This is a genomic window from Collinsella sp. SGI.180 (genome assembly GCF_050313455.1).
GTDB lineage: Bacteria > Actinomycetota > Coriobacteriia > Coriobacteriales > Coriobacteriaceae > Collinsella.
Genome location: NZ_JBNPLL010000001.1, coordinates 24,943 through 49,805, shown reverse-complemented (window position 1 = coordinate 49,805; position 24,863 = coordinate 24,943). Strand labels below are relative to the sequence as shown.

Here is a 24,863-nt window from a genome sequence, read left to right as displayed (position 1 = left end):
CCGCAACCTCCCAGATGTTCATTATTTTATTATGACCGTATCTGGGGTTTATTGCACATCATTTGGGATGTGCGGTTTGTTTAGACGCGATTCCCCGGTGGGAGGTTTCACCATGAAGATCGAAGTTGATGTGGACCAACTGCGCGAGAGCCTGCTCGATCGCGCGGGGAGTGCAGCAGGCGTGGGCTTTCCGGCTGCCATGCTCGACGTAGTGGATATCGAGGATGAGTCGCCCCAAGAGCTCCTAGCCCGAGCCGAACGCGAAGGCTTCGACCTCCGCGACTTTGCCGTCGACGATGACTAGGATAGCTAATTTGAGACGGAGCGTCTGCACCCGCAGCTGCGCGAACATACAAGATAAGCCGTCGCAATGGAGTCTACTGACCTCGCGACTGTTCTATTTTGATCGCACGCTGGCTAAGTGAGTAGACTTTATTGGAAATCCTGAGCGCACGACTAATTTGCTTCAACAAACCCGCAGGTCACAGACTTGTGCTTTGGTGACGTGGTCGGCGATTCGGCAAAAGTCTACTCACTTAGTTTTGAGAGGCGCTAATTGTTCGCAACGAGACCCCAGCCGGGGCGATTGGTGCTCAAATGTAGCCAATTCGGGATGGCTGTCCCTTGCCGCTACGACGCCAGGGTGGCGATGACGGCTTCGTCGCCGGCGTATATGAGGGTGTTGCCGTCGGGGATGATCGTTTGGCCGTCGCGTTTGAGCATTACCACAATGAACGGGTGCTTGCCTTGCGGCACGTCGCGCAGGCGCAGTCCTGCCAGGCGACCGTGGGGTGTCACGGTGACCTCGCGCAGCGTAACCTCGGCACGATTTTCAAACGTCGGCGCGGCCATAACCAGAAGGTCCCCTTCTTCAATTACGGTGTCGCCGTTGGGCAGCACCGGGTGCGCACCGTCGCGCAGCACCAGGACCACCAGCATGTCCGTGGCGCTGCCAATATCGGCGAGCGAACGTCCGGCAAACGGATGACCCGTGCCCACCTTGAGCTTGACAAACGACATGCCGTCCTCGTCGCGGTAGTCGTTAAACGTACGGCGCACGTCGCCGGACGCATCGATCATGTCGAGCTTTTTCGCCACCGCCGGCAGCAGCGAGCCCTGCACCACAATGCTCGACACGGCAATCACAAACACCAGGTCAAACAGGTCGTGACCGCCGGGAACGTCGGCCACCACGGTAAAGAGGCTAAACACGACCGAAGCCGCGCCACGCAGGCCCGCCCAGCTTACGAGCGCCACCTGGCGGGGGTTTGTCTTATAGGGCGCCAACAGCAGACCGACGGCGATGGGGCGGCTCACAAAGAGCATAAACGCCATGAGCGCCAGGCCGGGTAGCAGCACTTGCGGCAGGCGCGCGGGCGTCACGAGCAGGCCGAGCAAAAAGAAGATGGTCATCTCTGCCATCTCGGTGAGGGTGTCAAAGAAGTGCGCCAGCTCGACCTTACCGGTGATGTCGCTCGCACCCAGCACAATGCCGGCAAGGTACACGGCTAAAAAGCCGTTGCCGCCTAGGTAGCTCGGCAGCGCGTAGGCGACGATCGCCACGGCGAACAAAAAGATGGTCTGCGCGCCCTCGGCTGTTGCGTGCGCGCGCTCGATCAGGCGGCCCGATGCCCAGCCGATGACAAGGCCCAGCCCCACGCCCAGGATGATCTGCTTGGCGAGCAGCACAGGGATGTTAATGTCGCCGCCGGCCGCAAGGGTTGCAAGCACGGCGGTGAGCATGTAAGCGACGGGGTCGTTGGAGCCCGATTCGACCTCGAGCAGCGAGTCAGTGCCACCTCTCAGCGAAAGGTTGTGCTCGCGCAGCACGCTAAAGACGCTCGCTGCGTCGGTCGACGCCACGACCGAGCCCAGCAGCAGGCCGCCGATCCAGTCGAAGCCCAGTGCGAAGTGTGCAAAGGCGCCCGTGATGCCGGCGGTAATGACGACGCCGAGCGTGCTCAGCAGCACTGCGGGTACGGCGACGGGCTTGGCGCGGTCGATGTTGGTGTTAAAGCCGCCGTAGAACATGATGAACAGCAGCGCCGTGCTGCAGACGGTTTCGGTAAGCGCGTAGTCGCTAAAGTCAATGTGAGCCAGGCCGTTGACGCCCAACAGCATGCCCAGCGCGATAAAGATGAGCAGGGTGGGGAAGGGGAGTTTTTTGCCGACGGGCTTGATGGTCAGGCACAAAATGATGACGAGGCCGATAAAAAGAAGTATCTGGTTCATGGATAGTGTCCGCTCCTGGGTGGTTGGCGTGGCACGGTCAGTTGTCTGCGGTTATTTGTACCCAAAGATGGTGGGTTTATGGGAACGGATTGCGGGCGTGCGCATTTTCGACACGAGGCTGCGGCGTGTGCGAAGCTGGCCGGGAATCAGCTGCCGGCGGTGCACCGTGAACTGCGCGCGCGGGCGTGCGGCTGCTAACGACCGTTGGCGACGCGTGGCCCTTCCCAGCTTTATTGCAACGGAGTACAATGGATAACGTTTAAGTTCAACTTGAAGTTTTAGTTGTGGCTCCGGGCTTCGGCCGTAATGCAGGGAAAGGCGTTCCATGGCGATCTATGTGACATCCGATGCTCACGGGCACGTGCGCGCGCTGGACGAGGCCCTTTCCAAGATCTCGCTAACGTCCGACGACACGCTGTACGTGTTGGGTGACATGATCGATCGCGGTCCCGATCCGGTCGGCGTCATCAACTTGGTGCGATCGCTGCCCAACGCTCGCGTGCTTAAGGGTAACCACGAGCAGATTATGCTCGACGCGATCATTGGCCAGGACCCGCTCGATGCCGAGACCTGGGATATCAACGGCGGATGGACCACGCGCCAACAGCTCAACGAAATGGAGTTTGAGGCATACGAGGAGCTGGTACGCTGGGCTGCTGCCCTGCCGCTCTATGCGGTGGCAGAGACTGCTGAGCGTCCGTATCTGCTGGTGCACGCCGGTATTCAGACCGAGGCAGCGCGTGCGTTTTTGCTTGAGCATGGTGTCGATTGTGCCGACGGCAGGGGAGCGGTCGATGCCGATAGCGAGTTGCTGCAGCAAATGCTTGCCGTGCAGTCGTCCGATGACTTGCTGTGGATTCGCCATGGCTATTGGGATGCCCCGACGGGGCTGCTATCTGCCGAGGGCAAGGGTCCGGTCGTGGTGAGTGGCCACACGCCCACGGTGTCGCTGGGGCGCTATTGCGAGGTTGGCGGCCTGGCGGGGCTCGATGAGGAGTCGAGGCGCGGACAGATTGTGCGCTTGGGCGGCGAGGATACCGCCGGCGTTCCCGACCGCATCGACATCGACTGTGCCGCCGCCACCGGCTCCGAGTTCGGCCGCGTCGGCATCCTGCGCCTGGATGATGGTGCGGAGTTCTATGCGAACATTCTGCCCGGCGAATAATCGGTGCAAAGGGTAGCTAATTTGGGACGGGGCTTTTTTGACTACTTTTGCCCTTCTGCCCATCAAATGATTTTTCTGGGACGTGGATTACATAATCATTTGGATGCCCGCTGGCTAAGTGAGTAGACTTTTTTGGAAATGCCGAGCACCCAACATATTTGCCTCAATAAAACCGCAGGTCACAGACTTGTGCTTTGTAGGTGTGGTCGGGGATTCGGTAAAAGTCTACTCACTTAGTTTTGCGTGATGCATATTGTCCGCGACGAGACCCCAGCCGGGGTGATTCCATCGCAAATTCCGGTGGCCGAGGCAGCTAATTAGACACCGTACGGGTTGCGGGCTCGTTCTATGCGCTGGCGAATGTGGGCGTACTCGACAATCAACAGCACCAGCAGTAGGGCCATGATAGCCAGGTAGCTCACGACGGCACCCATTAGCCCCAGTAGGTTGATGAGGACCATCGGCACCACCACGCTCACGGCAAAGCAAATGAGGTAGATCTTGGTGACATCGCCGGCGTGGCGCAGCACTGTGATAATGGCGTAGATAAAATCGATGGCTGCGGTGATGCCGCCGGCGACGACCATCAGCAGCGCCAATGTGCGGTAGCGCTCAAAGTTGAGGCCGTACATAAAGCTCATAAGGGGAATGCCGGGGCCTGCCATAAACGCGGCGCATGCGCCAGTGAAACCCAAGATCAGCGCCATGACGGCGACAATAATTAAGTCAAAGCGGCGACGCTTGCGCGGGTTAGCCCAAATGCTCGACAAACGCAAGAGCTGCGGTTTATAGATAAAACCAATACTCAGCAAAATGGCCTGCGCCGGAAAGAACAGGGCATTAAAATACAGCTGATATTTGTAGGCCAGCGTGCCTTCCATCACAAACTTGGGCATGCTCTCGATAAGGTTGAACAAAAAGAGCGCGCCAAAGAGCGGGGCACACTGCGCAAAAAGGCGGCCGACTTCGCGTATGCTCACGCGACGCGATTTTTCGGTTTCGAGCAGGGCGAGCGGGGCGGTGACCAGCACAAGCGAGGCGATCGCTGTAACACCCATAGTCATGGCCGCGATGGGCATGCTGCGCGTAAGGAACAGCGCCACGCTAAAGACCGCGATGACGCCGGCGGAGCGCAGCGTTTGGCTCATGCCGGCCAAATAGAGCTTGTCGGCCTGCTGCAGGCGGCCCTCGTACACGTCCGCTACGCCGTCGATCACCTTATAGAGGTAGACGCCCAGGCCGATCGTCGCCATGTGCGCGTCATAGCCGCGGGCGCTGCTGTACATGAGGCCGCAGCCTAGGGCGAGAGCTCCGCAAAGCCAGCGGTTGAGCTGGTAGGAGGCAAAGGACGTCTTCTCGTCGATGTCCGAGACCTGAAAATTGCGTACGCCGTAGTTGCACGCGATCATGATGAGCGTGCCGGTGACAAAGGCGATGGAGAACTTGCCGGCTTCTTCGGCGCCCACGAGTTGCGTGGACACGATAGTGAGCAGCGGAAACGCCATGCCCCACACGGCGGTGCCGAGGGTGTTCCAAAGGTAGTCGCGACGGGTGGCGTGCTCCTCGTATTCGGCTTCCTGCATGGAGAAACCGCCGCCGTAGACGGCGCCGAGCAGGCGGTTCCACCAGGCATTGACCATGCGGCGGACAGGACCGGGCTGGCGATCGCGCTCGCGCCGACGACGCGCGGCTTGGCCGCTATTTGGCCCGCCGGCGTTACGCTGGCTTAGCTCCTGGATACGCGCGAGCTCCTCGGCGGTGTGCGATGCGGGGAAGAGGCCGTTCTCGATGCGTCCGCCCTGTCCGTGGGCCCCGCCCGATACAGCGGGGTTGGCGATGCCGTTGCGGCGGGCGATGGCGCGGCGGATGCTATCGAGGGGCGAGATGCTCAAGGCGGGTCCTTTCTATTGCTGCGTTCTAGTATAGACGCGACGGTGTCACTCATGTTTTTGAACGGATTGTTCAATATTTTCGGGGGGCGGCAGTAAATTGTCGGTGAGCGTGCGGTATCCTGTTGAAGTTATGTGATACCACGATGCCGCCCGCGCGGCACCAAGGAGCTTCTACCTATGGACGTCGCCGCATTCTTGCTGGCTCTTGTGCCGATCATTTGGCTTGTCGTGATGCTGCTGTGCTTTAAATGGCCAGCTTGGAAAGCCGCCATCGGATCGTTTGTCCTTTCGTGCGTGCTTGCCTTCGCATGGTGGCACCTGCCGACAGCGCAGATCGCGACCGCCTCGCTCGAAGGCTTTTTGATGGCCCTGTGGCCCATCGTTTTGGTAATCATCGCCGCGGTGTTCACGTATAACCTGTGCGTTCGCACGGGCGCCATGGACGTGATCGGCAGCATGATCACCTCCATCAGCAGCGATCGCCGTCTGCTGGCGCTGCTTGTGGCCTGGTGCTTTGGTGGCTTTATGGAGGGCATGGCCGGTTTTGGCACCGCCGTTGCCATTCCCGCCGGCATGCTCGCGGGCCTGGGCTTTGAGGCCGTGCCCGCCGTGCTCATCTGTCTGCTGGCCAACGGCGTGCCCACGCCCTACGGCTCCATTGGCATTCCCACGGTGTCCGTTGCCGGTCTGGTGGGCCTGGACCCGCTGCATTTGGCGACCGTTCAGATGGTGCAGTTGGCGCCTTTCTTTGTGGTGATGCCGCTGTTTATCGTGCTGGTTGCGGGTCGTGTCGCCGATGACCAGGGTAATGTTGCGGGCGTTGCCGAGCGCCTGAACGGCGTGGCGGGCATCGCCGTGCTCTCCGGAGTGTCCTTTGCCGGTGCGGCTCTTGTCGTTGCTATGTTTGTGGGTCCCGAGCTTGCCGTCGTCGTCGGTTCCATCGTTTCGCTCGCGCTGACAGCTGCGCTTGCCATGCGTGCCGAGAAGTCGGGGCATCTGGACGCACGCTTCCACATGAATATCGAGGCCGGCGAGCAGCTCACCGCCAAGTCGGCGCTTTCGGCTTGGTCGTGCTTCATCCTGATCTTTGTGCTGCTGTTGGGAACGTCTAACCTGGTGCCTGCCGTGCATGCTGCGCTCGCACCGTTTGCGAGCCAGGTTCAGGTGTATTGCGGCGAGAACCCCGGCACGCTCACGTTTTCGTGGATCAACACGCCGGGCGTCTGGATTTTCCTGGCGGCGTTTGTCGGCGGCGCCATTCAGGGTGCTTCGCCGCGCATGATGGGCAAGGTACTGGCCGCGACCGTCAAGCAGATGATGCCGACGGTCATTACCATGCTTTCGGTTCTGGGCTGTGCCAAGGTTATGGGCTATGCGGGCATGATCTCTTCGATCAGCGCGTTTTGCATTGCGGTCGCCGGTGGCCTGTACCCGATTCTGGCTCCGTGGATCGGCGCGGTCGGTGCGTTCGTGACCGGTTCGGGCACGTCTTCTGGCATGCTGTTTGGTCCCATCCAGAGCCAGGCTGCCACCGCGCTGGGCGTGAGCGACTACTGGATGGTCGCGCTGAACGCGCTTGGCGTCGCCGCCGGCAAGATGATCTCGCCGCAGACGCTTGCCATCGGCCTGGCCGCCGTGCACGTGCGCGGCAAGGATGCCGAGCTCCTGGGCGCCGTCCTGCCCTACGCCGCCGGCATGCTGGTCCTTATGAGCGCCATCGCCATGCTCGGCCAAGGCCTGCCGCTATAGTTGGCACTTAGGGACGCTCCTTTTGTGCCGGCATCCGGGGACACTCCTTGAATGTTGCCTGTTCAAGAGTGTCCCCAACGACTAGTCGTTTAAGAACGTCCCCAATGACTACTCAATGACTAGGCCGCTTGCCTGGGATTTTTGACCGTTGGGCGGGCTTGCCGCCCTTGCCACAAAAACGTTTTTGCATATCGGGTACAACGAACTTTACGTGAGTAAAGTGCGCGCCGCGCCCGCGTGACGCGCTTTTAAAGGAGGCCCCATGCCTGGTGTTACCCCTGCAGAAGTTCTGTCCAACTTTGGTATTACGCTGGTCGAAGATCCCGCCGAGAATCAGCCGCGTCTGCTGGTCGATCTACCTGCTGCGGAGCTCGTCGAGCACGCCATCCGCCGTGAAGAGGGCCGCATGGCATCCAACGGCGCGCTGGTAATCGAGACGGGGGAGCGCACCGGCCGTTCTCCCAACGACCGCTTTATCGTTGACACCCCCGATGTTCACGACAAGATCGCCTGGGGCGCCGTCAACCGCCCGCTTTCGATTGAGAGCTACGAGGCCATCAAGGCCGGCATCGTCGACTATCTCAACGAGCGCGATGTGTTCGTCACCCGCGGCATGGCGGGTGCCGACCGCAACCACACGCGTCGCCTGCTCGTTGCCTGCGAGCGCGCGAGCCAGGCGCTCTTCATTAAGCAGATGCTCGCCCGTCCGCTCGCTCGCGAAATTGCGCGCACCGGCGAGCCGGACTTTTGCGTGCTCGCGGCACCCGGGTACCAGTGCGACCCTGCCATCAAGGGCCTCAACTCCAGCGCCGCCGTGGTCATCAACTTCCAGGAACGCGTGATTCTGGTTGCCGGCACCGGCTACTCCGGTGAGATTAAAAAGTCCATCTTCAGCGTCATGAATTACCTGCTGCCCGTCGAGGACGACGTGCTGCCCATGCATTGCTCGGCCAGCATGGATCCCGTCACGCACGAGACCGCGGTGTTCTTTGGCCTGTCCGGCACCGGCAAGACCACGCTTTCGGCCAATCCCACGCGCCTGCTGATCGGCGACGACGAGCACGGTTGGTCCGACATGGGCATCTTCAACATCGAGGGCGGCTGCTACGCCAAGTGCGAGGGCCTGGACGAGTTTCACGAGCCCGAGATCTTCAACGCCGTTCGCTTTGGCGCGATCTGCGAAAACGTGGTGCTCGACGAGAACCGCAAGCCCAACTACGATGACGTCTCGATCACGCACAACACGCGCGTTGCCTATCCCGTCGAGCATATCCCCAACGCGTGGACCAAGGGCATGGGCACCACCCCGAGCGTCGTGCTGTTTTTGACCTGCGATGCCTTTGGCGTGCTGCCGCCTATCTCGCGCCTGACGGCCGATGCCGCCATGTATCACTTTGTGACGGGCTTCACCGCCAAGATCCCCGGTACCGAGGTCGGCGTCACCGAGCCCACGCCCACGTTCTCCTCGCTGTTCGGAGAGCCGTTTATGCCGCTCGACCCCATGGTCTATGCCAAGATGCTCGGCGAGCGTATCGCCGACGGTCGCACCCGCGTCTATCTGCTCAACACCGGCTGGATTGGCGGCGGTTATGGCGTGGGCCATCGCATCGAGCTTGCCTATACGCGCGCCCTGGTCGCACGCGCTCTCGACGGTACCATCGAGGACAGCGAGTTCTTGCACGACGATATCTTTAATGTCGACATTCCCACCACGTGCCATGGTGTGCCCGACGGCATCCTGGTGCCGCGCCAGTACTGGCAGAGCACAGCGCGCTACGACGAGGCTGCGCACAACCTGGCGGTGATGTTCGAGGAGAACTTCGAGAAGAAGTACTCACACCTGCCCGAGTCCGTCAAGGCCGCCGGCCCGCACGCTCAGGTGTCCGCCGAGGCCCGTCATCGCGGCCGCGGCCTACTGGGACTCCGCCACTAGCGTCGCCACAGACCCAAAACCACCATAAGGGGGCACCTTTGTGGTGATTTTGCTCGCACGGATGACTCGGGCTACAATACGCCCGACATATCGTTCCCTTCTCCGGATGGGGACAGCGTAAGCGCTCTTGTGACGGCACCGTAGGACTTTGAAGGTGGCCGCTGTGAGGGCGCTTTTGTTTAGGCGCTCGCGTTGGCGCGAATTGCGAAAGGAGCACGTATGAAGAGCTTTGTTGCCGAGGATTCATTTTGGGAGCTATTTCCACAGGCGGCGGTCGGCGTCGTAGTCGTAAAGGGCATGAAGCCCGCGGCTACGATTCCTCAAGAGGACGTGGACGCGATCGCCGCGCTGCTCGATCGCGCCAATATCGATGCGGAGCGCCACCTGACAAGCGATACCATCAGCGAGAACGCGCCGGTCAAGGCTTGGCGCGAGGCCTATCGCCTGTTCAAGACTAAAAAGGGCGCGCGTTGCTCAATCGAGAACTTGCTCAAGCGCGTGCTCAAGGGCAAACCGGTCGGTCATATCACACCGGCGGTGGATATTTACAACACGGTGTCGCTGACCTACGCGCTGCCCGTGGGAGGCGAGGATTTGCACGCGATTGAGGGAGACCTTCGCTTGAAGGTGACCGACGGTGGCGATGCGTTCCTGCCACTTGGCGAGGAGGCAGATGATCCGACGCTGCCCGGCGAGCTCGCCTACATCGATGATGCGGGCGCCGTGTGCCGCTGCTGGAACTGGCGCGACGGCGTTCGAACGGCTCTGTCCGACGATTCTGCCGATGCGTTCCTGGCGATTGAGTGTGTTGAGCCCGAGCGAATGGGGGACTGTCAGGCCGCGATCGATCGCTTAGCCGAGCTGCTTGAGCGCTATCTGGGAGCGACGGTTGTCGTCAAGACGCTTGTGACCCGCGACAATCCCTGCGTGGAGCTGTAGCGGCGCCTAGAACCTTTTGATGCCCCAAACCACCACAAAGGTGCTATCCCCTTTGTGGTGATTTTTATGTTGATGGGTTAACAATTGCGATATTTGGGTACGGGGGTTCGGGCATGCGGCTAAGATGTTTACCCGTTAGCATCATGCAAGCGAAAGGCGGTCGTCTCCCATGCAGCAGAACGACGAGACACGTTTTGAGGATTTTGTCGGACTGATCAGCGGGCTCTACAAGGAGATCCAGCGCATTAAGGCATCTGAGGGCGCAAGGCTGGGCCTTAAGGGTTCCGATATCATGTGCCTGTACTATCTTGAGCGCAGCAAGGACGGCCTGACTGGTGCCGACCTCGCCCGCATGGCAGGCGTGACCCGCGCTGCCGTCTCGCGCACGCTGGCGCATCTGGAAGAGGGCGGCTACGTCGAGGTCGACGATTCGGGCGATGCCGCCGTTAAGTATCGCGCCCCGGTTCGCCTGACCACGTTGGGCGGCGAGAGCATGAATGAGGCCGATCGTATTATTCGCGAGGTGCTCGACGCCACCGGCAAGGCCATGGGCGTGGAGCAGCGCGAGCAGATGTACGCGTCGCTGCGTACGATTCTCGACACCCTGCGCGAGCTGTAGGGCCGCCTAGGCATTTGCTTCCCACTAACAACTGCATCGTCCCGTTTGAGCGCGTATACCGTGCCGGGGCATTGCTGTCAAAATTCCCTGCGCGGGACCTGTGCAAGAAAGGATTCGCTATGTCCGTCCGCATTATTACCGATTCCGCAAGCGATATGTCGCCGGCGGAGCACCCGGCACTGGCTGTTTTGCCACTGTCCGTCACCTTTGGTACCGATGTGTACATGGATGGCGTCGATATCGATCACCAGCGCTTTTACGAGATGCTCGTGGAGCGCGATGAGCTGCCCAAGACCGGTCAGGTCAACCCGTACGCGTTTTCGCAGGCTATCGCCGAGGTTCGTGAAGCCGGCGATGAGGCCGTGATTATTACCGTGGGCGCTAAGCTTTCCGGCACCAATCAGAGTGCCCGTACCGCACTTGCCGAGGCACCGGGCGGCGATGTGTTCGTGGTAGACAGCAACAACGTCACCCTGGGCGAGCGCGTACTGGTCGAGTATGCCCTGCGCTTGGTGGACGAGGGCCGTGGCGCTGCCCAGATCGCGGCGGCGGTCGAGGCCGTGCGCGACCGCGTGGTGGTTATCGGCCTGCTCGAGACGCTGGAGTACCTGGTGCGCGGCGGTCGCCTGTCTGCTGCGGCCGGCGCCGTGGGTACGCTGCTCAACGTAAAGCCCGTGGTGGCTGCCGAGGACGGTCTGATCGTGCAGCTGGGCAAGGCGCGCGGTTCCAAGAACGGTCGCAACCTGCTGAACCAAAAGGTCGAAAAGGCGGGCGGCGTCGACTTCTCCATGCCGCTGGCGCTCGGCTATACGGGCCTTTCGGATGCGGTGCTCAAGAAGTATATCGAGGATAGTGCGACGCTGTGGGCTGGCCACACCGAGGGCGAGCTGCCCGTTCACACCATCGGCGCCACCATCGGCACCCATGTAGGCCCCGGTGCCGTAGCCGTAGCCTTCTTCCAGCCTGCCAACTAACCGACCTGCCAAAAAGGGACAGGTTTATTTTGGCAGGTTTTATCTGGGCAAACGCTACCTGCCATGCCATGTGATCCCTCGGCGATGACGGGGTTGCGGACCATCGGCCGCACGGAGGCCGCAGATGATCCGCAACCCTGCCGTCCCCGAGGGATCATTTGATTTATGCTGTTGCGGGCGGAAAGGAGCATCGATGGCGTCTGAGGGCTTTTTTGAGCGGGTGTACGAGGTAGTCGAGCAGATCCCTGAGGGGATGGTTGCCACGTACGGCCAGGTGGCGCTGCTCGCCGGCCGTCCACGAAGTGCGCGGTACGTGGGCTATGCGCTGCACAGCAATCCGCGCCCCGGCGAGATTCCCTGTCACCGCGTGGTGTTTGCCGATGGCAGCATTTGCGAGGGCTTTGCCTTTGGCGGTCCCGACGCTCAGCGCGAGCTCCTGCTGGGGGAGGGCGTGGTGTTTGCCGATCCCATGCACGTCGACTTGACTGCCTGTCGTTGGCCAGCAGGGCTCTAGCGGCTCTGCCGTGGCCAAAACCACTACAAAGGTGCCTGTCCCCTTTGCGGTGGAACGCCGGCGCCGTTGACGTTTCTCCAGAAAAAACCTGCCAAAATAAATCAGTCCCTATTTGTTAGGTTTACCGTGGCTAACTTATGGAGAAGGTATGGCGGCACGATTTGACGCTGTAAAGTAAACAAAGGCGAACTATATTGTATTCAACAACGGAGCAGGCAATAGGCGATGAAAAAGCCTGCCCTGTTGAGTTTGATTCGCATTCCTCCCCTCTGTGCGATTCAACGGTGTACTTCAGGAAAGCGCCCGTCGGCTGCCATGGTCGGCGGGCGCTTTCCTGTAGGCATGGGGCAAACCCATCAGGTCTGTTATCCCATAATGAGGTACTGACGTTTGGTTTTAGGGGGGCGCTAACTTTGATTGTTAGTCCCGCTTACAGCAACCGATCTTGGTAAATCCCTGCGGCGCTTCTTCGCCTGCGGGGATTCTTGGGCTGTCGCTTCCCAGATATGCTTCTACATGCCGCGCGAACGCTTGCCACGACCACTCGTCTTTATCGGCCTCAAGCCGATCGGGAGAAATCGCGTTGAACAGGCACGTTGGAATCTCGTGCTCGTGCAGATTCTTAGCGATACACGGTGTGCAGCCCTTCTCGTGGTTGACAGGGTTAAATGGGCATTTCCGGTCGTTGCAGGTACAAAACGCAACTGAGCTCATGGGACTCCTTCCGGTCGGTCGGGTCTGCCGTAAAAGCTGCCGCATGTTAAACAATAGGGTGTCATTGCTTAACAGGATATAGCCTCAAGGTGCTTGCGACTTAGGGGTTCTGCCAAGCGGCTGAATATCTCGGCGACCGACCTCTGAAGAAAACAAAACCGCCGCAACGAGGATTGTGCCAATCGCGGCGGTTTAGTTTGAGTGTTGTTTATTGCTCTCGACTAGTACACCATGCCCATGGCGTCCTGAACCTCGGCCAGGGTCTGCTCGGCAATCTCGTTGGCGCGACGGTTGCCCTCGTGCAGGACGTCCTTCACGTAGTCCAGGTCGTTCTCGTAGCGCTGGCGACGCTCGCGGATAGGTGCGAAGTACCCGTTGACGGCCTCGGTCACGTACTTCTTGAGTTGGCCAGAGCCGCCCATGCCAATCTCCTCGGCAATCTCGACCTCGGAACGGCCGGTGCAGATGGCGGCGGTCGAAAGCAGGCCGGACACGCCGGGGCGGTTCTCGGGATCAAACGTAATCATGCGTTCGGAGTCGGTCTGGCTCTTCTTGATGCGCTTGGCCGTCTCCTCGGCGGTCATCGAGATATTGATGGCGTTGCCGTAGCTCTTGCTCATCTTGCGGCCGTCCAGGCCGGGCAGCAGCGGGGTCTCGGACAGCAGCGCGTCGACCTCGGGGAACACCTTGCCGTAGCGGTTGTTAAAGCGGCGGGCGATGGTACGGGTGAGCTCGATGTGCGGCAGCTGGTCGCGACCGACGGGCACAACGTTACCCTTGCAGAACAGGATATCGCAGGCCTGGTGTACCGGATAGGTGAGCAGAAGGCCGGTGAGCTCGTGGCCCGAGGCCTCCATCTCGGCTTTGACGGTGGGGTTACGCGCCAGCTCGGCCTCGGAGACCAGCGACAGGAACGGCAGCATGAGCTGGTTGGCGGCGGGCACGGCGGAGTGCGTGTAGATCATGGTCTTGTCGGGGTCGATACCGCAGGCAAGGTAGTCCATGACCATGTTATACACGTTGTCCTGGATGTGCTCGGTGGTGTCGCGGTCGGTGATGACCTGGTAGTCGGCAATGAGCACGTTGGTCTTGGCGCCCATATTCTGCAACTCCACGCGGCCCTTGAGGGTGCCAAAGTAGTGGCCTAGGTGCAGACGGCCGGTGGGGCGGTCGCCGGTAAGCATGGTGAACTTCTCGGGCGTCTTGGCCAGGCCCTCGCGAATGGCGTTGCTCTTTTGCAGCGCGACTTCGTAGCTGTTCTCGTTTGGCATGATTGCTCCTAACGTATGTTCATGGGTCAAGATGATAACGCGTTTATTGAGAGGGGCGGGCGAAAGTGGGCAAGGGGGTGGTAAGGCAAGACATGCGTGGCGGTCGAGGCGCGGTCACGAGCGGCCGACAGCAAGCAGAACGACCTTCTGCAGCAAACCTTAATGCCTGTGGTGGCGCTCTCCCTTACGCTCCTCGGCCGCTTGCTCCTCCTGCTTAAAGGCGGGGTCGTCGGGGGTTATCAGCTCGTCTTCGTGCGTGCGCTTGTTGTAATGGTGGCGTAGCACGGGCTCAAACAGGTGCAGGTGCTTGGCGAAGGCTGCCGAGCCAATGCCAAGGACGGTAAAGATGAGCACGCGCATGGGGACTTCGACCTGGTTGATGGCGGTCGCACCGGCCGAAAGCAGGATACACCAGGCATAGATAAGCAGCACAGCCTGCTTTTGGTTATAGCCCTCTTGAATGAGGCGGTGGTGGATGTGGCCTTTGTCGGCCTGCCCAATGCTAATGTGGGCGCGCTTGCGGCGCACGATGGCGCTAAACGTGTCGATGATGGGCACACCGGCAACGATGAGCGGAATGATGAGCGAGGTGAGCGCGGCGGTGCGGCTCACATTAAGCAGCGAAATGGAACCAAGCGCAAAGCCCAGCAGCAGCGACCCCGAGTCGCCCAGAAAGATGCTCGCGGGGTTGAAGTTGTAGCGCAAGAAGGCCAGGCAGGCGCCAAACAACGCGATGGAGAGCGCGGCGGCATCGATGCGGCCCGAGAGAACGGCCATCGAGAACATCGTGAACGATGCGATGCCGCAGATGCCTGTGGCCAGGCCGTCAAGGCCGTCGATGAGGTTGATGATATTGGTGAACGCCACCAGGTAGACCACGGTGATGGGATAGGCGAGCCAGCCGAGCATGATCTCGCCGGGGGCAACCGGGTTGACGATGACGCCGATTTTTAGTCCACCCACGCAGGCGATGAGCGCGGCGAGGACCTGGCCGGCGAGCTTTTGCTTGGGCTTAAGCTGGAAGACGTCGTCGATCGCGCCGGTCGCAAAAATGACGGTAAAAGAAAGTGCCAGCATGGGGTAGCTAATGTGCAGGCGCGGATGCGGGACCAAGACGGGCGGCCAGCCCAGATGCCAGGTGCCCATAATCTGAACGATGCAGGCAACGACCAGGCCCAAAAAGACCGCCGTACCTCCCAAGCGCGGGATGGGCTTGGTGTTGATACGGCGTTTTGAAGGATAGTCAACGGCGTCGAGCTTGATTGCCAGACGTTTAACCAGGGGCACCGTGAGGAAGGTCGTGATATATGCCGCGGCTGCCACGCAAAGGAACGGTATGTAGCTCGTGGATGAAGCCATGTATCAAAAACCGCCAAGCGTCGAAGGAAAAGGTCAAAGGATGCCATGCCGCAAAGGGTATAGCTGACCCATGATACTCGACCAAAGGGGGTGCGGGGAATCGCGCCGATCGATAATCACGCGCTTACCAGATATTGGGATGGTGGCGGGGGTTCTACCGAGTGCCGTTGGGTGTCATACGGGATCTGCGATGGCAATTTTTGGCAAAATCGGCAAAAGAAAACCACCCCCCACGTTACGAAAATGAACCCACCTAAAACAGGTGGGTGCCCTCATCGACCGTTCCAGCGTCCTTAACAACGAAGGATACCTGTACTACGTACGACTGTGTGGGCTCCCTAAATAAACGCGACGGTTCACCCAGTTGCTCCGCGGGGGGCGGAATACCTATATCATAAAGCTGCACTTTATCGATTCCAGTCTTGACATTACAAAAATCGTGTCGGACGATTACGGCGCCTTGGGCTCGAGCCGTCTGCGCGGTTGGTCCTTTTGCGTTTGAGCTGCTGAATCGTTGTTTTGGAGCATGTTTTTATGCCGACGTCGTTGACCGAACTTTTTTCGCCCGCCTGCCATTTGTGTCCGCGCCGTTGCGGTGTGGCGCGCGATGAGGGTGCGCGCGGCGTATGCGGTGCTAACGACACGCTCAAGGTGGCCCGTGCGGCGCTTCATATGTGGGAGGAGCCGCCTATTTCGGGCGAGGCCGGTTCGGGCACGATCTTCTTTAGCGGCTGCTCGCTCAAATGCGTCTATTGCCAGAACCACGAGATCTCGACGGGCAATTTTGGGCTTGAAATTTCGCCCGAGCGCCTGGTCGAAATTATGTTGGAGCTGCAGGACCAGGGTGCAAACAATATTAACTTGGTGACGGCGACGCACTACGCGCACCTGCTGCCGGCTGCGATTGCCGCGGCACGGGCGCGCGGACTGGTTGTTCCAATCGTCTACAACACAAGCGGTTATGAGCGCGCGAGTGCCGTGGCGGCGCTCGGCGATCTGGTCGATGTGTGGCTTACCGACTTTAAATATGCCGATGCGGGGCTCGCGCAGTCGCTCTCCCACATTAAGGACTACCCGCGTGTGGCCGTGTCGGGTTTGGCGCAAATGGCGCGCGAGATTGAGCGTCGTGGGGGAGAGCTGGTGGACGAGGACGGGCTCATGAAGCGCGGCATGATCGTGCGTCACCTGGTGTTGCCGGGGCATGCGGACGATTCGTGTCGCGTGCTAGACCTGGTGTGGCAGACGGTGGGTGATGTGCCGATCTCGGTCATGAACCAGTACACGCCCAATGCGCTCATGCGCGAGCGGGGCGGCGACTTGGCTCGAGCCGTGACGCGTGAGGAGTACGAGCGGGTGCTCGACCATGCCGACGACCTGGGCTTTACGACGATGTTTTGGCAAGAGGGCGGAGCGGTGGACGAGAGCTTTACCCCAGCGTTCGACACTACCGGCGTCCTCACCAGCGCAAAGTAGCTCTTTTGAGCAGTCGTTTTGGGACGGGGCTATTTTAGCTGCCCCTGCCGTTAATCGTCCAAATCGTTTTCGCTATCTGCCTGGGTAGCTAAAATAGCCCCGTCCCAAAACGACTGCTCCCGGTGGGGGTCGAGCTACCATCCGAAAAGTAGTCAAAAAAGCCCCGTCCCAAAAAGACTGGGTATTGGGCGTTGACAGTTGGCGAGCCGTAGGTAAAATATCAACTTGTCCTGGGGACGTAGCTCAGTTGGGAGAGCGCTGCCGTCGCATGGCAGAGGCCGAGGGTTCGACTCCCTTCGTCTCCACCCTTGGATTTGATAAGCCGTCGACATTGTGTCGGCGGCTTTTTTTGAAAGAAAGGGCTGCACCATGGCCGAGCTTGATTCCCAACCATTGTCCGACGAGGAGCGCGCCGAGTTGGAAGAGCTCCGCGCTGAGAAGGCCCGCCGCGAGGCCCAGGAAGAGGCCCGTCGCGAGCGTGAGGAGCTGGCCGCCCTGCGTGCCGAGCATGCGAAGGCCGAGGAGGCTGCCGCGAGCGCCGCATCCGAGCGCAAGCCCGCGCCCGCGCCCAGGCCCGCTGCTGCGAAGCTTGCGCCTGCTGCACCCAAGCCTCAGCCTAAGAAAGCCGCCCGCCCCAAGCCCGCCGAGCCCAAGCCGAGCCGTGATGAGATGACGTTTGCCCAGCGCATGGTCACTTCCAAGGAGCCCACGGCCGAGGGCGAGATTCCCGGTATGGCCCCGGCTCAAAAGATCATCATCGCGCTCGCCTTGGTCGCGTTTGTCGTCTTTATGGGCTACACGATCATGACCAGCATGGGCCTGCTCTAACCGATTTGCATCGGGCGTCATGTCCGCATGCTCTGCTCTCGTCCAACCCTCAACCTCTGCACAACGCATTCGAAAGGTCGCCCCATGGCTTTGACCGACATCTCGCATCCCACCGACATTGCAATGCTCACCGATCTGTACGAGCTCACTATGGCCCAGGGCCTGTGGGAGAGCGGCAAGGCCAATGAGCAGGGCTGTTTTACGGCGTTTTACCGTGACCATCCGTTTGGCAGCGCCTATGCCGTCATGTGCGGCACCGCCGAGCTGCCCGAGCTGGTCGAGAACCTGCGCTTTACGCCCGAGGATATCGACTACCTCGCATCGCTCCAGGCCCCGGCCGGCGGCGCGATGTTTAAGCCCGAATTCCTCGACTACCTGCGTGATTTTCGTGCGCATGTAAACATCGACGCCGTCCCCGAGGGCGAGCTCGTCTTTCCGCGCGAGCCCATGGTGCGCGTCACCGGCCCCGCGCTTGAGTGCCAGCTGCTCGAGACGGCGCTGCTCAACATCGTCGGCTTCCAGACGCTTGTCGCCACCAAGACGGCGCGCGTGGTGCTGGCGGCGGACGGCCGTCCCGTGGCCGAGTTTGGCCTTCGCCGCGCCCAGGGTCCCGATGGCGGTCTGGCCGTCGCGCGCGCGAGCTACGTTGCCGGCTGTTCCTCTACGTCCAATGTGCTCGCCGGTCGCCGCTACGGTATTCCCGTCTTTGGCACGCATGCGCACAGCTGGGTGATGAGCTTCGATTCCGAGCTCGAGGCCTTCCGCGCCTTTGCCAAGTCGAGCCCCAAGAACTGCACGCTGCTCATTGATACCTACGACGTGCGCGAGGGCTGCGAGCATGCCATTACGGTTGCCAAGGAGATGGAGGCGGTGGGCGAGCGTCTGTCGGCCATTCGCATCGATTCCGGCGACCTCGCCAAGCTGTCCAAGTATGTCCGCGGCCGTTTTGATGCCGAGGGCTTGCCCTATGTGGGGATCTCGGTTTCCAACGATCTGGATGAATACACGATTCAGTCGCTGCTCGACCAGGGTGCGCCCATCGACAGCTTTGGCGTGGGCACTAAGCTCGCGACCTGCTACGACCAACCGGCACTGGGCGGCGTGTACAAGCTTTCCGCCCGCCGTGCGAGCGAGGCGGACCCGTGGACTCCGGTGGTCAAGCTCTCCGAGCAGCCCTACAAGCGCACGATTCCGGGCGTGCAGCGCGTGCGCCGCTATTACGACGGCTTTGGCGGCCCGGTCTGCGACATGATCTATGACGAGGACCATCTGGCGGGGGAGGGCGCCGCGCGCGGCAATACCCTCGTGGCCGTGAACGATGCCGCCCTGGTGACCGACGTGTCCGAGCTTGAGTATCGCGAGCTGCTGGCGCCGATCGTGCGCGATGGCAGTGCTGTTGCCCCGCGCGAGAGCATCGAGGCCGCACGCGAGCGTTGCGCTTGGGCGCTGGACCATCTGGATCCGGTCTACAAGCGCTTCCTGTACCCACAGACCTATGTGGTGGGCATGGAGCAGGGCCTGGCGCAGGTGCGTGACGAGCTCGTGCGCAAGAATATGGCCGCGGCTTCTGCCTTCCCCTGGGCTCGCTAATTTTGTTGGGTGTAGGGTGGAATTACGTTCCCTCGGCCGTCAGCTCGCCCGAACCCTCAACAGTTGATTGGTTTGACGTATGACGACTTCTTATAAAACGATGGTGGTAAAGATCGGTTCGTCCACGGTGGTGGGCGCCGATGGCAAGGTCAACCGCGCCTTTATCGGCGGGCTTGCCGATCAGGCTGCTGCCCTGCGCAAACTCGGCTGGCGTCTGGTCGTGGTGAGTTCGGGCGCCATTGCCTGTGGCTATCCCGTGCTGGGCTTTGACCGCAAACCGGTCGGTGACCTGCCGAGCCTGCAGGCCTGCGCCTCGGCCGGTCAGTGCATCATCTCGTCGGCCTACGACGAGGAGTTCCATGCGCGCGACCTGCTTACCTCGCTCGTGCTGCTCACACGTCACGACACGGCCCGTCGCACGTCCTATCTGCACGCGCGCGACGCGCTGCTGCGTCTGGTGGAACTGGGCGTGGTGCCGGTCGTCAACGAGAACGACACCGTTACCGTCGACGAGATCAAGTTTGGCGACAACGACACGCTGGCGGCGCTTGTGGGCTGCCTGGTTTCTGCCGACCTGTGCGTGACGCTCTCGGACATCGATGGCCTCTATACCGCCAATCCGCACGAGGACCCCACGGCCGAGTTCGTTCCGGTCGTGCGTAAGATCGATGCCAAGATTATCGCCTCGGCGGGCGATTCTTCCACATCGGTTGGCACAGGCGGCATGATTACCAAGATCCGCGCGAGCCGCATCCTGATGACGGCGGGCATTCAGAGCGTGATTTGCTCGGGCGAGGAGCCCGATGCGCTCGTGCGCCTTGCCCGCGGCGAGAGCGTGGGTACGATGTTCGATCCGCCGGCGGAGCGCCTGGACATTGCGCCCCGCAAGCTGTGGATTGCACTGGGCGACAAGGCGCACGGCTCGGTGACGGTCGATGACGGCGCCGCGAAAGCGCTGGTCAGCCGCGGTTCTTCCCTGCTTGCGGTGGGTATTCGCAAGGTCGATGGCACGTTTGCCGAGGGCGATGTGCTCGACGTGTGCGACCCGAGCGGCATGGTTGTCGCCCGCGGTATCGCCGAGGCCGATTCGGACGTGCTGGAGCTTGCAGCCGGACGCCGCCAGGACCAGATTGCCGGCAACCGCTTGCTGGCAGACCTGGCCGAGAAGCCCGCGATCCACCGAGACAACTTGATCGTCTTTGCATAAAGAAAGACAGCGCTGCGGATCGTTTCCCGCAGCGCTGTCTTTCTCGTGCCGGCACTTGGGGACGTTTCTTATGTGCCGGCAGGTGGGGACACTCCTTTGCTAGAAGATCTGGCGCAGGTCTCCGCGGTTGAGGGCCTCGTCGAAGAGGTGCTTGAACACCATGCTGCCGTGCAGGCCGTCGTGCTCGAACTCGTTCGTCACCCAGGCATGTGAGTTGCCCACGCGGCTGAGCGTGTCGAGCTGCAGGCCCGAATCCACGTACATGTCGTCGAAATACACCGCGGCTTGGAGCGGCACCTCGTTGCAGGCCAGGCGCTGCGGGTCGTAGATCTTGTCCCAGCTGGTGTCTTCCATCAGCAGGTCCATGGCGGGCTTGAAGGGCTTGAGCTCGGGCATCTGCTCAAACATCCACGGGAACATGGCCTCGCCGGTAAACATGAGCGGGCGCGCGAGGGTGTCGAACTCGGCACGATGGGCCTTTTCCTCGGCGGCTGCCCAGCCAATAGGCATCGTGTCGCCATCGGCGTAGATGAACTCCTGTAGCGTCCAGTACAGCGGATTCGTGCGCGTGTTGGTGCGCTCGAAGGCGCGCATCAAAAAGCTGTCTGATACCGAGGAGCCGCAGCTCAGCGTACCGTCGCCATTAACAAACGCGTGGTCGATAATCCAGTGCATGCGCTCAAAGCTCGGCTTCATGCCAAAGTCGCTGCCCATGAGCTGCAGGCGCTCGACCGTCATCGGCGAGCCGTCGGGCAGCGCGGGCTTTTGCTCCTCGAGGGCATCTGCCAGGGCCGCCACGCGCTCGACGTCGGCGGGGTAGCGGTCGTAATACTGCTGAGTCTTGGCCGCCATACGCGGGAAGGTGTGCGCGTAGACCTCGCTGGCACTCGCCGGCACGTGCGGAATGCCACCGCAGGTAAAGCTCGCCGTCACACCCTCGGGGAAGAGCGACAGATAGCTCAACGTCAAAAAGCCGCCGTAGCTCTGGCCGAGTGTGACCCAGGGCTTGCCGCCAAAGCCCACCAGGCGCAGGTACTCAAAGTCGCGCACGATGGAGCTGGCGAGGTGGCGCTTGAGGAAGTCCGCCTGCGAGCGGGCCGCATCGGAGCCTGCCGCCTCGGCGCGCTCGCCCAGTGCGGCAATCGTGCGCCCGTCTACACGGCTGCTGCGCCCCGTCCCGCGCTGGTCGGGCAGGACGACGCGGAAGTGCTTGACGGCCTCCTCGATCCAGCCGTCGCTTGTGGGCGACAGCGGACGCGGGCTCTCGCCGCCGGGGCCGCCCTGCAAAAAGAGGAGGAGTGGCAGGTCGTCGTTGATACGGTCGGGAGCGCAAACCACGCGGTAGAAAAGCTTGATGCTCTCGGGTGCGCCGGCGATGGGCGCCGGCATGGCGCCGCGGCGCATGGTGCTGCCGAAGGCCAAAAGCATTGGCTCCAGGCCGCGCCAATCCAAGGGGACGTCGATGCTGTGGTCCTCGACATAGAGGCCGGGGACGTGGTACGAAGTGATGAGGGCCATGCGGTACTTCCGTTCGTTGCGGTGTTTCGGGTTGACCAATTCTACCGCCATGCGCGAGGGCATGCACAAATCGGCTACCATGGTTGGCAAACTACTAAGAGAAAGGGCCGTCCATGTCGGTCGATATAGCCACGTATGTCTACGATCTTGCCGTTGCCGCCAAGGCAGCGTCAGCCTCGCTTGCCACGGCGAGCGACGAGCAGCGCCAGGAGGCCGTGCGCGCCATGGCCGCGGCGCTGCGCGATGGCGTCGATTCCATCGTCGCCGCCAACGAGCTCGATATGTCCGCTGCGCGCGATGCGGGCACCTCGGCGGGGCTCCTCGACCGTCTGCTGCTGACGCCCGAGCGCGTCGAGGGCATGGCCGCCGGCTTGGAGAAGCTCGCTGAGCTGCCCGATCCTGTCGGCCGCGTGCTCGACCACCGCGTACTTGCAAGTGGTGTGGACCTCACCCGCGTGAGCGTGCCGCTGGGCCTGGTCGCCATGGTCTATGAGGCGCGTCCCAACGTGACGGCCGATGCCGCGGGCATCTGCATCCGCACCGGCAACGCCTGTATTCTGCGCGGCGGTTCGCTGGCCTATCACTCGTGCGCCATGATTGCCGAACTGCTGGCCGATGCGCTCGAGGCCAAGGGTTTCCCGCGCGAGGCTATCTCGATGATCGAGTCCACCGATCGCGAGGCCACCGGCGAGCTCATGAAGCTTCGCGGCATCGTCGACGTGCTTATTCCGCGTGGCGGTGCGGGCCTGATCCAGCGCTGCGTGCGCGAGTCGCTTGTGCCGGTTATCGAGACGGGCACGGGAAACTGCCACATCTACGTGCATGAGTCGGCCGACTTTGATAAAGCGCTCAACATTATCGTCAATGCTAAGACCCAGCGCGTGGGTGTGTGCAACGCCGCCGAGTCGCTGCTTGTGGACCGCGTCGTGGCAGATTCGTTTTTGCCGGCGGTCGTGGCCGTGCTGCACGACCACGGCGTGCTGATTCACGGCGACGGGGCCGCGTGTGCCGCATGCGCCGCCGCCGGTCTTGCCGAGGGCGATGACTTTGTTGCCGCAACCGAGGAGGACTGGGGCCGCGAGTACCTGGCGCTCGAGATGAGCGTGAAGGTCGTGGCGAACGAGGACGAGGCCATCGCGCACATCAACCGCTATGGCACTATGCATTCCGAGGCCATCATCGCCGAGGACGCGGACGCTTGCGAGCGCTTTTTGGATGAGATCGATGCCTCGGCCGTGTATGCCAACGCCAGCACGCGCTTTACCGACGGCGGCGAGTTTGGCCTGGGCGCCGAGATCGGCATTTCGACCCAAAAGCTCCACGCCCGCGGCCCCTTTGCCGCCGAGGCCCTCACCACCTACAAATACAAGCTCCGCGGCACCGGCCAGGTCCGCCCCTAAACCTACCAAAAAGGGACAGGTTTATTTTGGCAGGTTTTATCTGCGGTTTTGCCGGGCGACGCGTTCGCCCGGCTTTTTTCTCCGTATGCCTTTTCTGCCTTTCGGCTTGAGTCGCGGCGATATACGATAGTGACACCGTGTCCTAGCACCGACTCACCTGGAGGTATTGCCATGTCCCAGACGCTTTCCGCCGGAATCACCCGCGACCGTGCGTTCGAATTGCTCAACGAGCACAACAAAGATCCGTTCCACATCACCCACGGCGAGACGGTCGAGGGCACCATGCGCTACTTTGCGCGCGAGTTCGACCCCGAGAACGAGGAGTTTTGGGGCATCGTCGGACTGCTGCACGACCTGGATTGGGAGGAGCATGAGGACGACCCCGTGAACCACACCATCTATGCGGCCGAGATCCTCGAGGGCGAGGGCGCATCGCCCGAGCTCATCCGCGCCATCCAGACGCATACCTCGGACTTCAATACCTCGCTGCCCAAGCCCGAGCTGCAGATGGAAAAGATCCTGTTTGCCTGCGACGAACTTACCGGCCTGATCGGTGCTGCCGTCATCATGCGTCCGAGCAAGAGCGTCATGGACTTTACGACCAAGTCGCTCAAGAAGAAGTTCAAGGACAAGCGCTTTGCCGCCGGCTGCTCGCGCGACGTGATTACGCAGGGCGCCGAGATGCTGGGCTGGGAGCTCCCCGAGCTTTTCGACCGCACCATCGCGGCCATGCAGTCCTTCGCGCCCGACCGCGACACCTTCCAGGCCTAACCTGCCAAAATAAACCTGTCCCTTTTTGGCAGGTTAGTTGAGGGCGGCTTGGGCTAGGCGGGCTTCGGCGTCTTCCTCGGTGACGCCCAAGGCCACGGCAATCTCCTCGATGGAGCGGCGCTTGGCTTCCTTGAGTACGCGCATGTAGTAGGAGCTGGGTTTTTTATCTGCTTCCTCGGCCTGGCGAATACGGTGCATCATTGTTTTTGCCACGCGGACCGTCTCGGGCGCACCCAGCTTGAGCTGCTGCTTAAAGTGCGTCTCCTCGAGCGAGCTGTTGCGCTCGGTAAAGGTGTCGCACTCCAGCTCGTCGTAATGGCTCAGTAGGTGCTCGGCATCTTGCTGGGAGATGGCGGCATGCAGGCGGTCGGCCTGCGCCACGGGGTACATGAGGATCGTCTGCGCATGTCCCTGCTTGGTCTCGAGCAACAGCATGGGCTGCGGTGTGTCGTCCCTAAAACCGACGACGGTGCAGACTCCCTGACCCGGATGAATGACGTGTTGACCGATTGAGAACATGCTACCTCCAACTTATACGAATTTACGTATGTCTAGAATACCACGCTGACGTGCGCAAACCCTTACTTTATGCAGGAAAAGCACACAAATCCGATAGGTAAGAGTATTCGATATTCTGAGCTGCCCATGCAGATGTTTATGCATTTTCGGCGGGTGCACAATCAGCAGGCAGACCGCCATCTTTGAATGGCCTTGC

General features: G+C 61.2%; 21 protein-coding genes and 1 tRNA gene. 15 read left to right on the top strand and 7 right to left on the bottom strand.

The features are described from left to right. Positions 1 to 112 precede the first annotated feature (112 nt). Positions 113 to 304, top strand: a complete 192-nt coding sequence (locus ACQRAP_RS00215) for a hypothetical protein (protein ID WP_427794598.1) — start codon at positions 113 to 115, stop codon at positions 302 to 304. Positions 305 to 630: 326 nt separating this feature from the next. Here the strand turns inward: ACQRAP_RS00215 and ACQRAP_RS00210 are convergent, their stop codons facing one another. Further along, the gene (locus ACQRAP_RS00210) at positions 631 to 2,232 is read right to left on the bottom strand and encodes a potassium/proton antiporter (RefSeq protein WP_427794597.1); all 1,602 of its coding nucleotides are present in this window, start codon (positions 2,230 to 2,232) and stop codon (positions 631 to 633) included. A gap of 325 nt (positions 2,233 to 2,557) precedes the next feature. Between ACQRAP_RS00210 and ACQRAP_RS00205 the strand changes: the two genes are divergently transcribed. Then, a complete protein-coding gene (locus tag ACQRAP_RS00205) occupies positions 2,558 to 3,397 on the top strand; it encodes a metallophosphoesterase (RefSeq protein WP_427794344.1) in 840 nt (279 codons plus the stop codon). A gap of 317 nt (positions 3,398 to 3,714) precedes the next feature. Here the strand turns inward: ACQRAP_RS00205 and ACQRAP_RS00200 are convergent, their stop codons facing one another. Further along, positions 3,715 to 5,289: a lipopolysaccharide biosynthesis protein gene (locus tag ACQRAP_RS00200; RefSeq protein WP_427794596.1), complete on the bottom strand. Its 1,575-nt coding sequence runs from the start codon at positions 5,287 to 5,289 to the stop codon at positions 3,715 to 3,717. A gap of 177 nt (positions 5,290 to 5,466) precedes the next feature. Here ACQRAP_RS00200 and ACQRAP_RS00195 point away from each other — a divergent pair, with 177 nt between their 5' ends. The 6 genes from ACQRAP_RS00195 (at position 5,467) to ACQRAP_RS00170 (ending at position 12,017) form a co-directional block, all read left to right on the top strand. Beyond that, positions 5,467 to 7,038, top strand: a complete 1,572-nt coding sequence (locus ACQRAP_RS00195; protein ID WP_427794595.1) for an L-lactate permease — start codon at positions 5,467 to 5,469, stop codon at positions 7,036 to 7,038. Between the two features lie 262 nt (positions 7,039 to 7,300). After that, positions 7,301 to 8,971, top strand: coding sequence for a phosphoenolpyruvate carboxykinase (ATP) (gene pckA / locus ACQRAP_RS00190; RefSeq protein ID WP_427719537.1), 1,671 nt, complete (start codon positions 7,301 to 7,303; stop codon positions 8,969 to 8,971). Between the two features lie 219 nt (positions 8,972 to 9,190). Then, positions 9,191 to 9,910, top strand: a complete 720-nt coding sequence (locus ACQRAP_RS00185; RefSeq protein WP_427794594.1) for a B3/B4 domain-containing protein — start codon at positions 9,191 to 9,193, stop codon at positions 9,908 to 9,910. 169 nt (positions 9,911 to 10,079) lie between these two features. Then, positions 10,080 to 10,529: a MarR family winged helix-turn-helix transcriptional regulator gene (locus ACQRAP_RS00180; protein WP_154515655.1), complete on the top strand. Its 450-nt coding sequence runs from the start codon at positions 10,080 to 10,082 to the stop codon at positions 10,527 to 10,529. A gap of 119 nt (positions 10,530 to 10,648) precedes the next feature. Next, positions 10,649 to 11,503 (top strand): DegV family protein, encoded by an 855-nt coding sequence (locus tag ACQRAP_RS00175; protein ID WP_427794593.1) that lies wholly within the window; start codon positions 10,649 to 10,651, stop codon positions 11,501 to 11,503. 193 nt (positions 11,504 to 11,696) lie between these two features. After that, the gene (locus ACQRAP_RS00170; protein WP_427794592.1) at positions 11,697 to 12,017 is read left to right on the top strand and encodes an MGMT family protein; all 321 of its coding nucleotides are present in this window, start codon (positions 11,697 to 11,699) and stop codon (positions 12,015 to 12,017) included. Between the two features lie 420 nt (positions 12,018 to 12,437). Here ACQRAP_RS00170 and ACQRAP_RS00165 read toward each other — a convergent pair whose 3' ends face one another. From ACQRAP_RS00165 to ACQRAP_RS00155, 3 genes are all read right to left on the bottom strand, one after another. Beyond that, the gene (locus ACQRAP_RS00165) at positions 12,438 to 12,731 is read right to left on the bottom strand and encodes a DUF6485 family protein (RefSeq protein ID WP_195838532.1); all 294 of its coding nucleotides are present in this window, start codon (positions 12,729 to 12,731) and stop codon (positions 12,438 to 12,440) included. A 221-nt stretch (positions 12,732 to 12,952) separates the two neighbouring features. Continuing rightward, a complete protein-coding gene (gene trpS, locus ACQRAP_RS00160; RefSeq protein WP_427794591.1) occupies positions 12,953 to 14,002 on the bottom strand; it encodes a tryptophan--tRNA ligase in 1,050 nt (349 codons plus the stop codon). 159 nt (positions 14,003 to 14,161) lie between these two features. Continuing rightward, positions 14,162 to 15,361, bottom strand: a complete 1,200-nt coding sequence (locus tag ACQRAP_RS00155) for an MraY family glycosyltransferase (protein WP_427794590.1) — start codon at positions 15,359 to 15,361, stop codon at positions 14,162 to 14,164. Between the two features lie 534 nt (positions 15,362 to 15,895). Here ACQRAP_RS00155 and ACQRAP_RS00150 point away from each other — a divergent pair. The 5 genes from ACQRAP_RS00150 (at position 15,896) to proB (ending at position 20,459) form a co-directional block, all read left to right on the top strand. Then, positions 15,896 to 16,834 carry a radical SAM protein gene (locus ACQRAP_RS00150; protein WP_427794589.1) on the top strand — a complete coding sequence of 313 codons (939 nt, stop codon included), beginning with the start codon at positions 15,896 to 15,898 and terminating at the stop codon, positions 16,832 to 16,834. 232 nt (positions 16,835 to 17,066) lie between these two features. Further along, positions 17,067 to 17,139 (top strand) — tRNA-Ala (locus ACQRAP_RS00145). 64 nt (positions 17,140 to 17,203) lie between these two features. Next, the gene (locus ACQRAP_RS00140) at positions 17,204 to 17,662 is read left to right on the top strand and encodes a hypothetical protein (RefSeq protein ID WP_427794588.1); all 459 of its coding nucleotides are present in this window, start codon (positions 17,204 to 17,206) and stop codon (positions 17,660 to 17,662) included. Between the two features lie 84 nt (positions 17,663 to 17,746). Continuing rightward, complete coding sequence (locus tag ACQRAP_RS00135; protein ID WP_427794587.1) at positions 17,747 to 19,252, top strand: nicotinate phosphoribosyltransferase; 1,506 nt, start codon at positions 17,747 to 17,749, stop codon at positions 19,250 to 19,252. Positions 19,253 to 19,331: 79 nt separating this feature from the next. Next, positions 19,332 to 20,459, top strand: coding sequence for a glutamate 5-kinase (proB, locus tag ACQRAP_RS00130; protein WP_427794586.1), 1,128 nt, complete (start codon positions 19,332 to 19,334; stop codon positions 20,457 to 20,459). A 99-nt stretch (positions 20,460 to 20,558) separates the two neighbouring features. On the opposite strand, the gene ACQRAP_RS00125 is transcribed toward proB, so the two are convergent. After that, the gene (locus ACQRAP_RS00125) at positions 20,559 to 21,977 is read right to left on the bottom strand and encodes an alpha/beta fold hydrolase (RefSeq protein ID WP_427794585.1); all 1,419 of its coding nucleotides are present in this window, start codon (positions 21,975 to 21,977) and stop codon (positions 20,559 to 20,561) included. Positions 21,978 to 22,090: 113 nt separating this feature from the next. Between ACQRAP_RS00125 and ACQRAP_RS00120 the strand changes: the two genes are divergently transcribed. Both ACQRAP_RS00120 and ACQRAP_RS00115 read left to right on the top strand, forming a co-directional pair. Then, positions 22,091 to 23,377: a glutamate-5-semialdehyde dehydrogenase gene (locus ACQRAP_RS00120; RefSeq protein WP_427794584.1), complete on the top strand. Its 1,287-nt coding sequence runs from the start codon at positions 22,091 to 22,093 to the stop codon at positions 23,375 to 23,377. Positions 23,378 to 23,548: 171 nt separating this feature from the next. After that, positions 23,549 to 24,148 (top strand): HD domain-containing protein, encoded by a 600-nt coding sequence (locus ACQRAP_RS00115; RefSeq protein ID WP_427747469.1) that lies wholly within the window; start codon positions 23,549 to 23,551, stop codon positions 24,146 to 24,148. Positions 24,149 to 24,181: 33 nt separating this feature from the next. On the opposite strand, the gene ACQRAP_RS00110 is transcribed toward ACQRAP_RS00115, so the two are convergent. Next, positions 24,182 to 24,667 carry a CarD family transcriptional regulator gene (locus ACQRAP_RS00110; protein WP_427794583.1) on the bottom strand — a complete coding sequence of 162 codons (486 nt, stop codon included), beginning with the start codon at positions 24,665 to 24,667 and terminating at the stop codon, positions 24,182 to 24,184. Positions 24,668 to 24,863 lie beyond the last annotated feature (196 nt).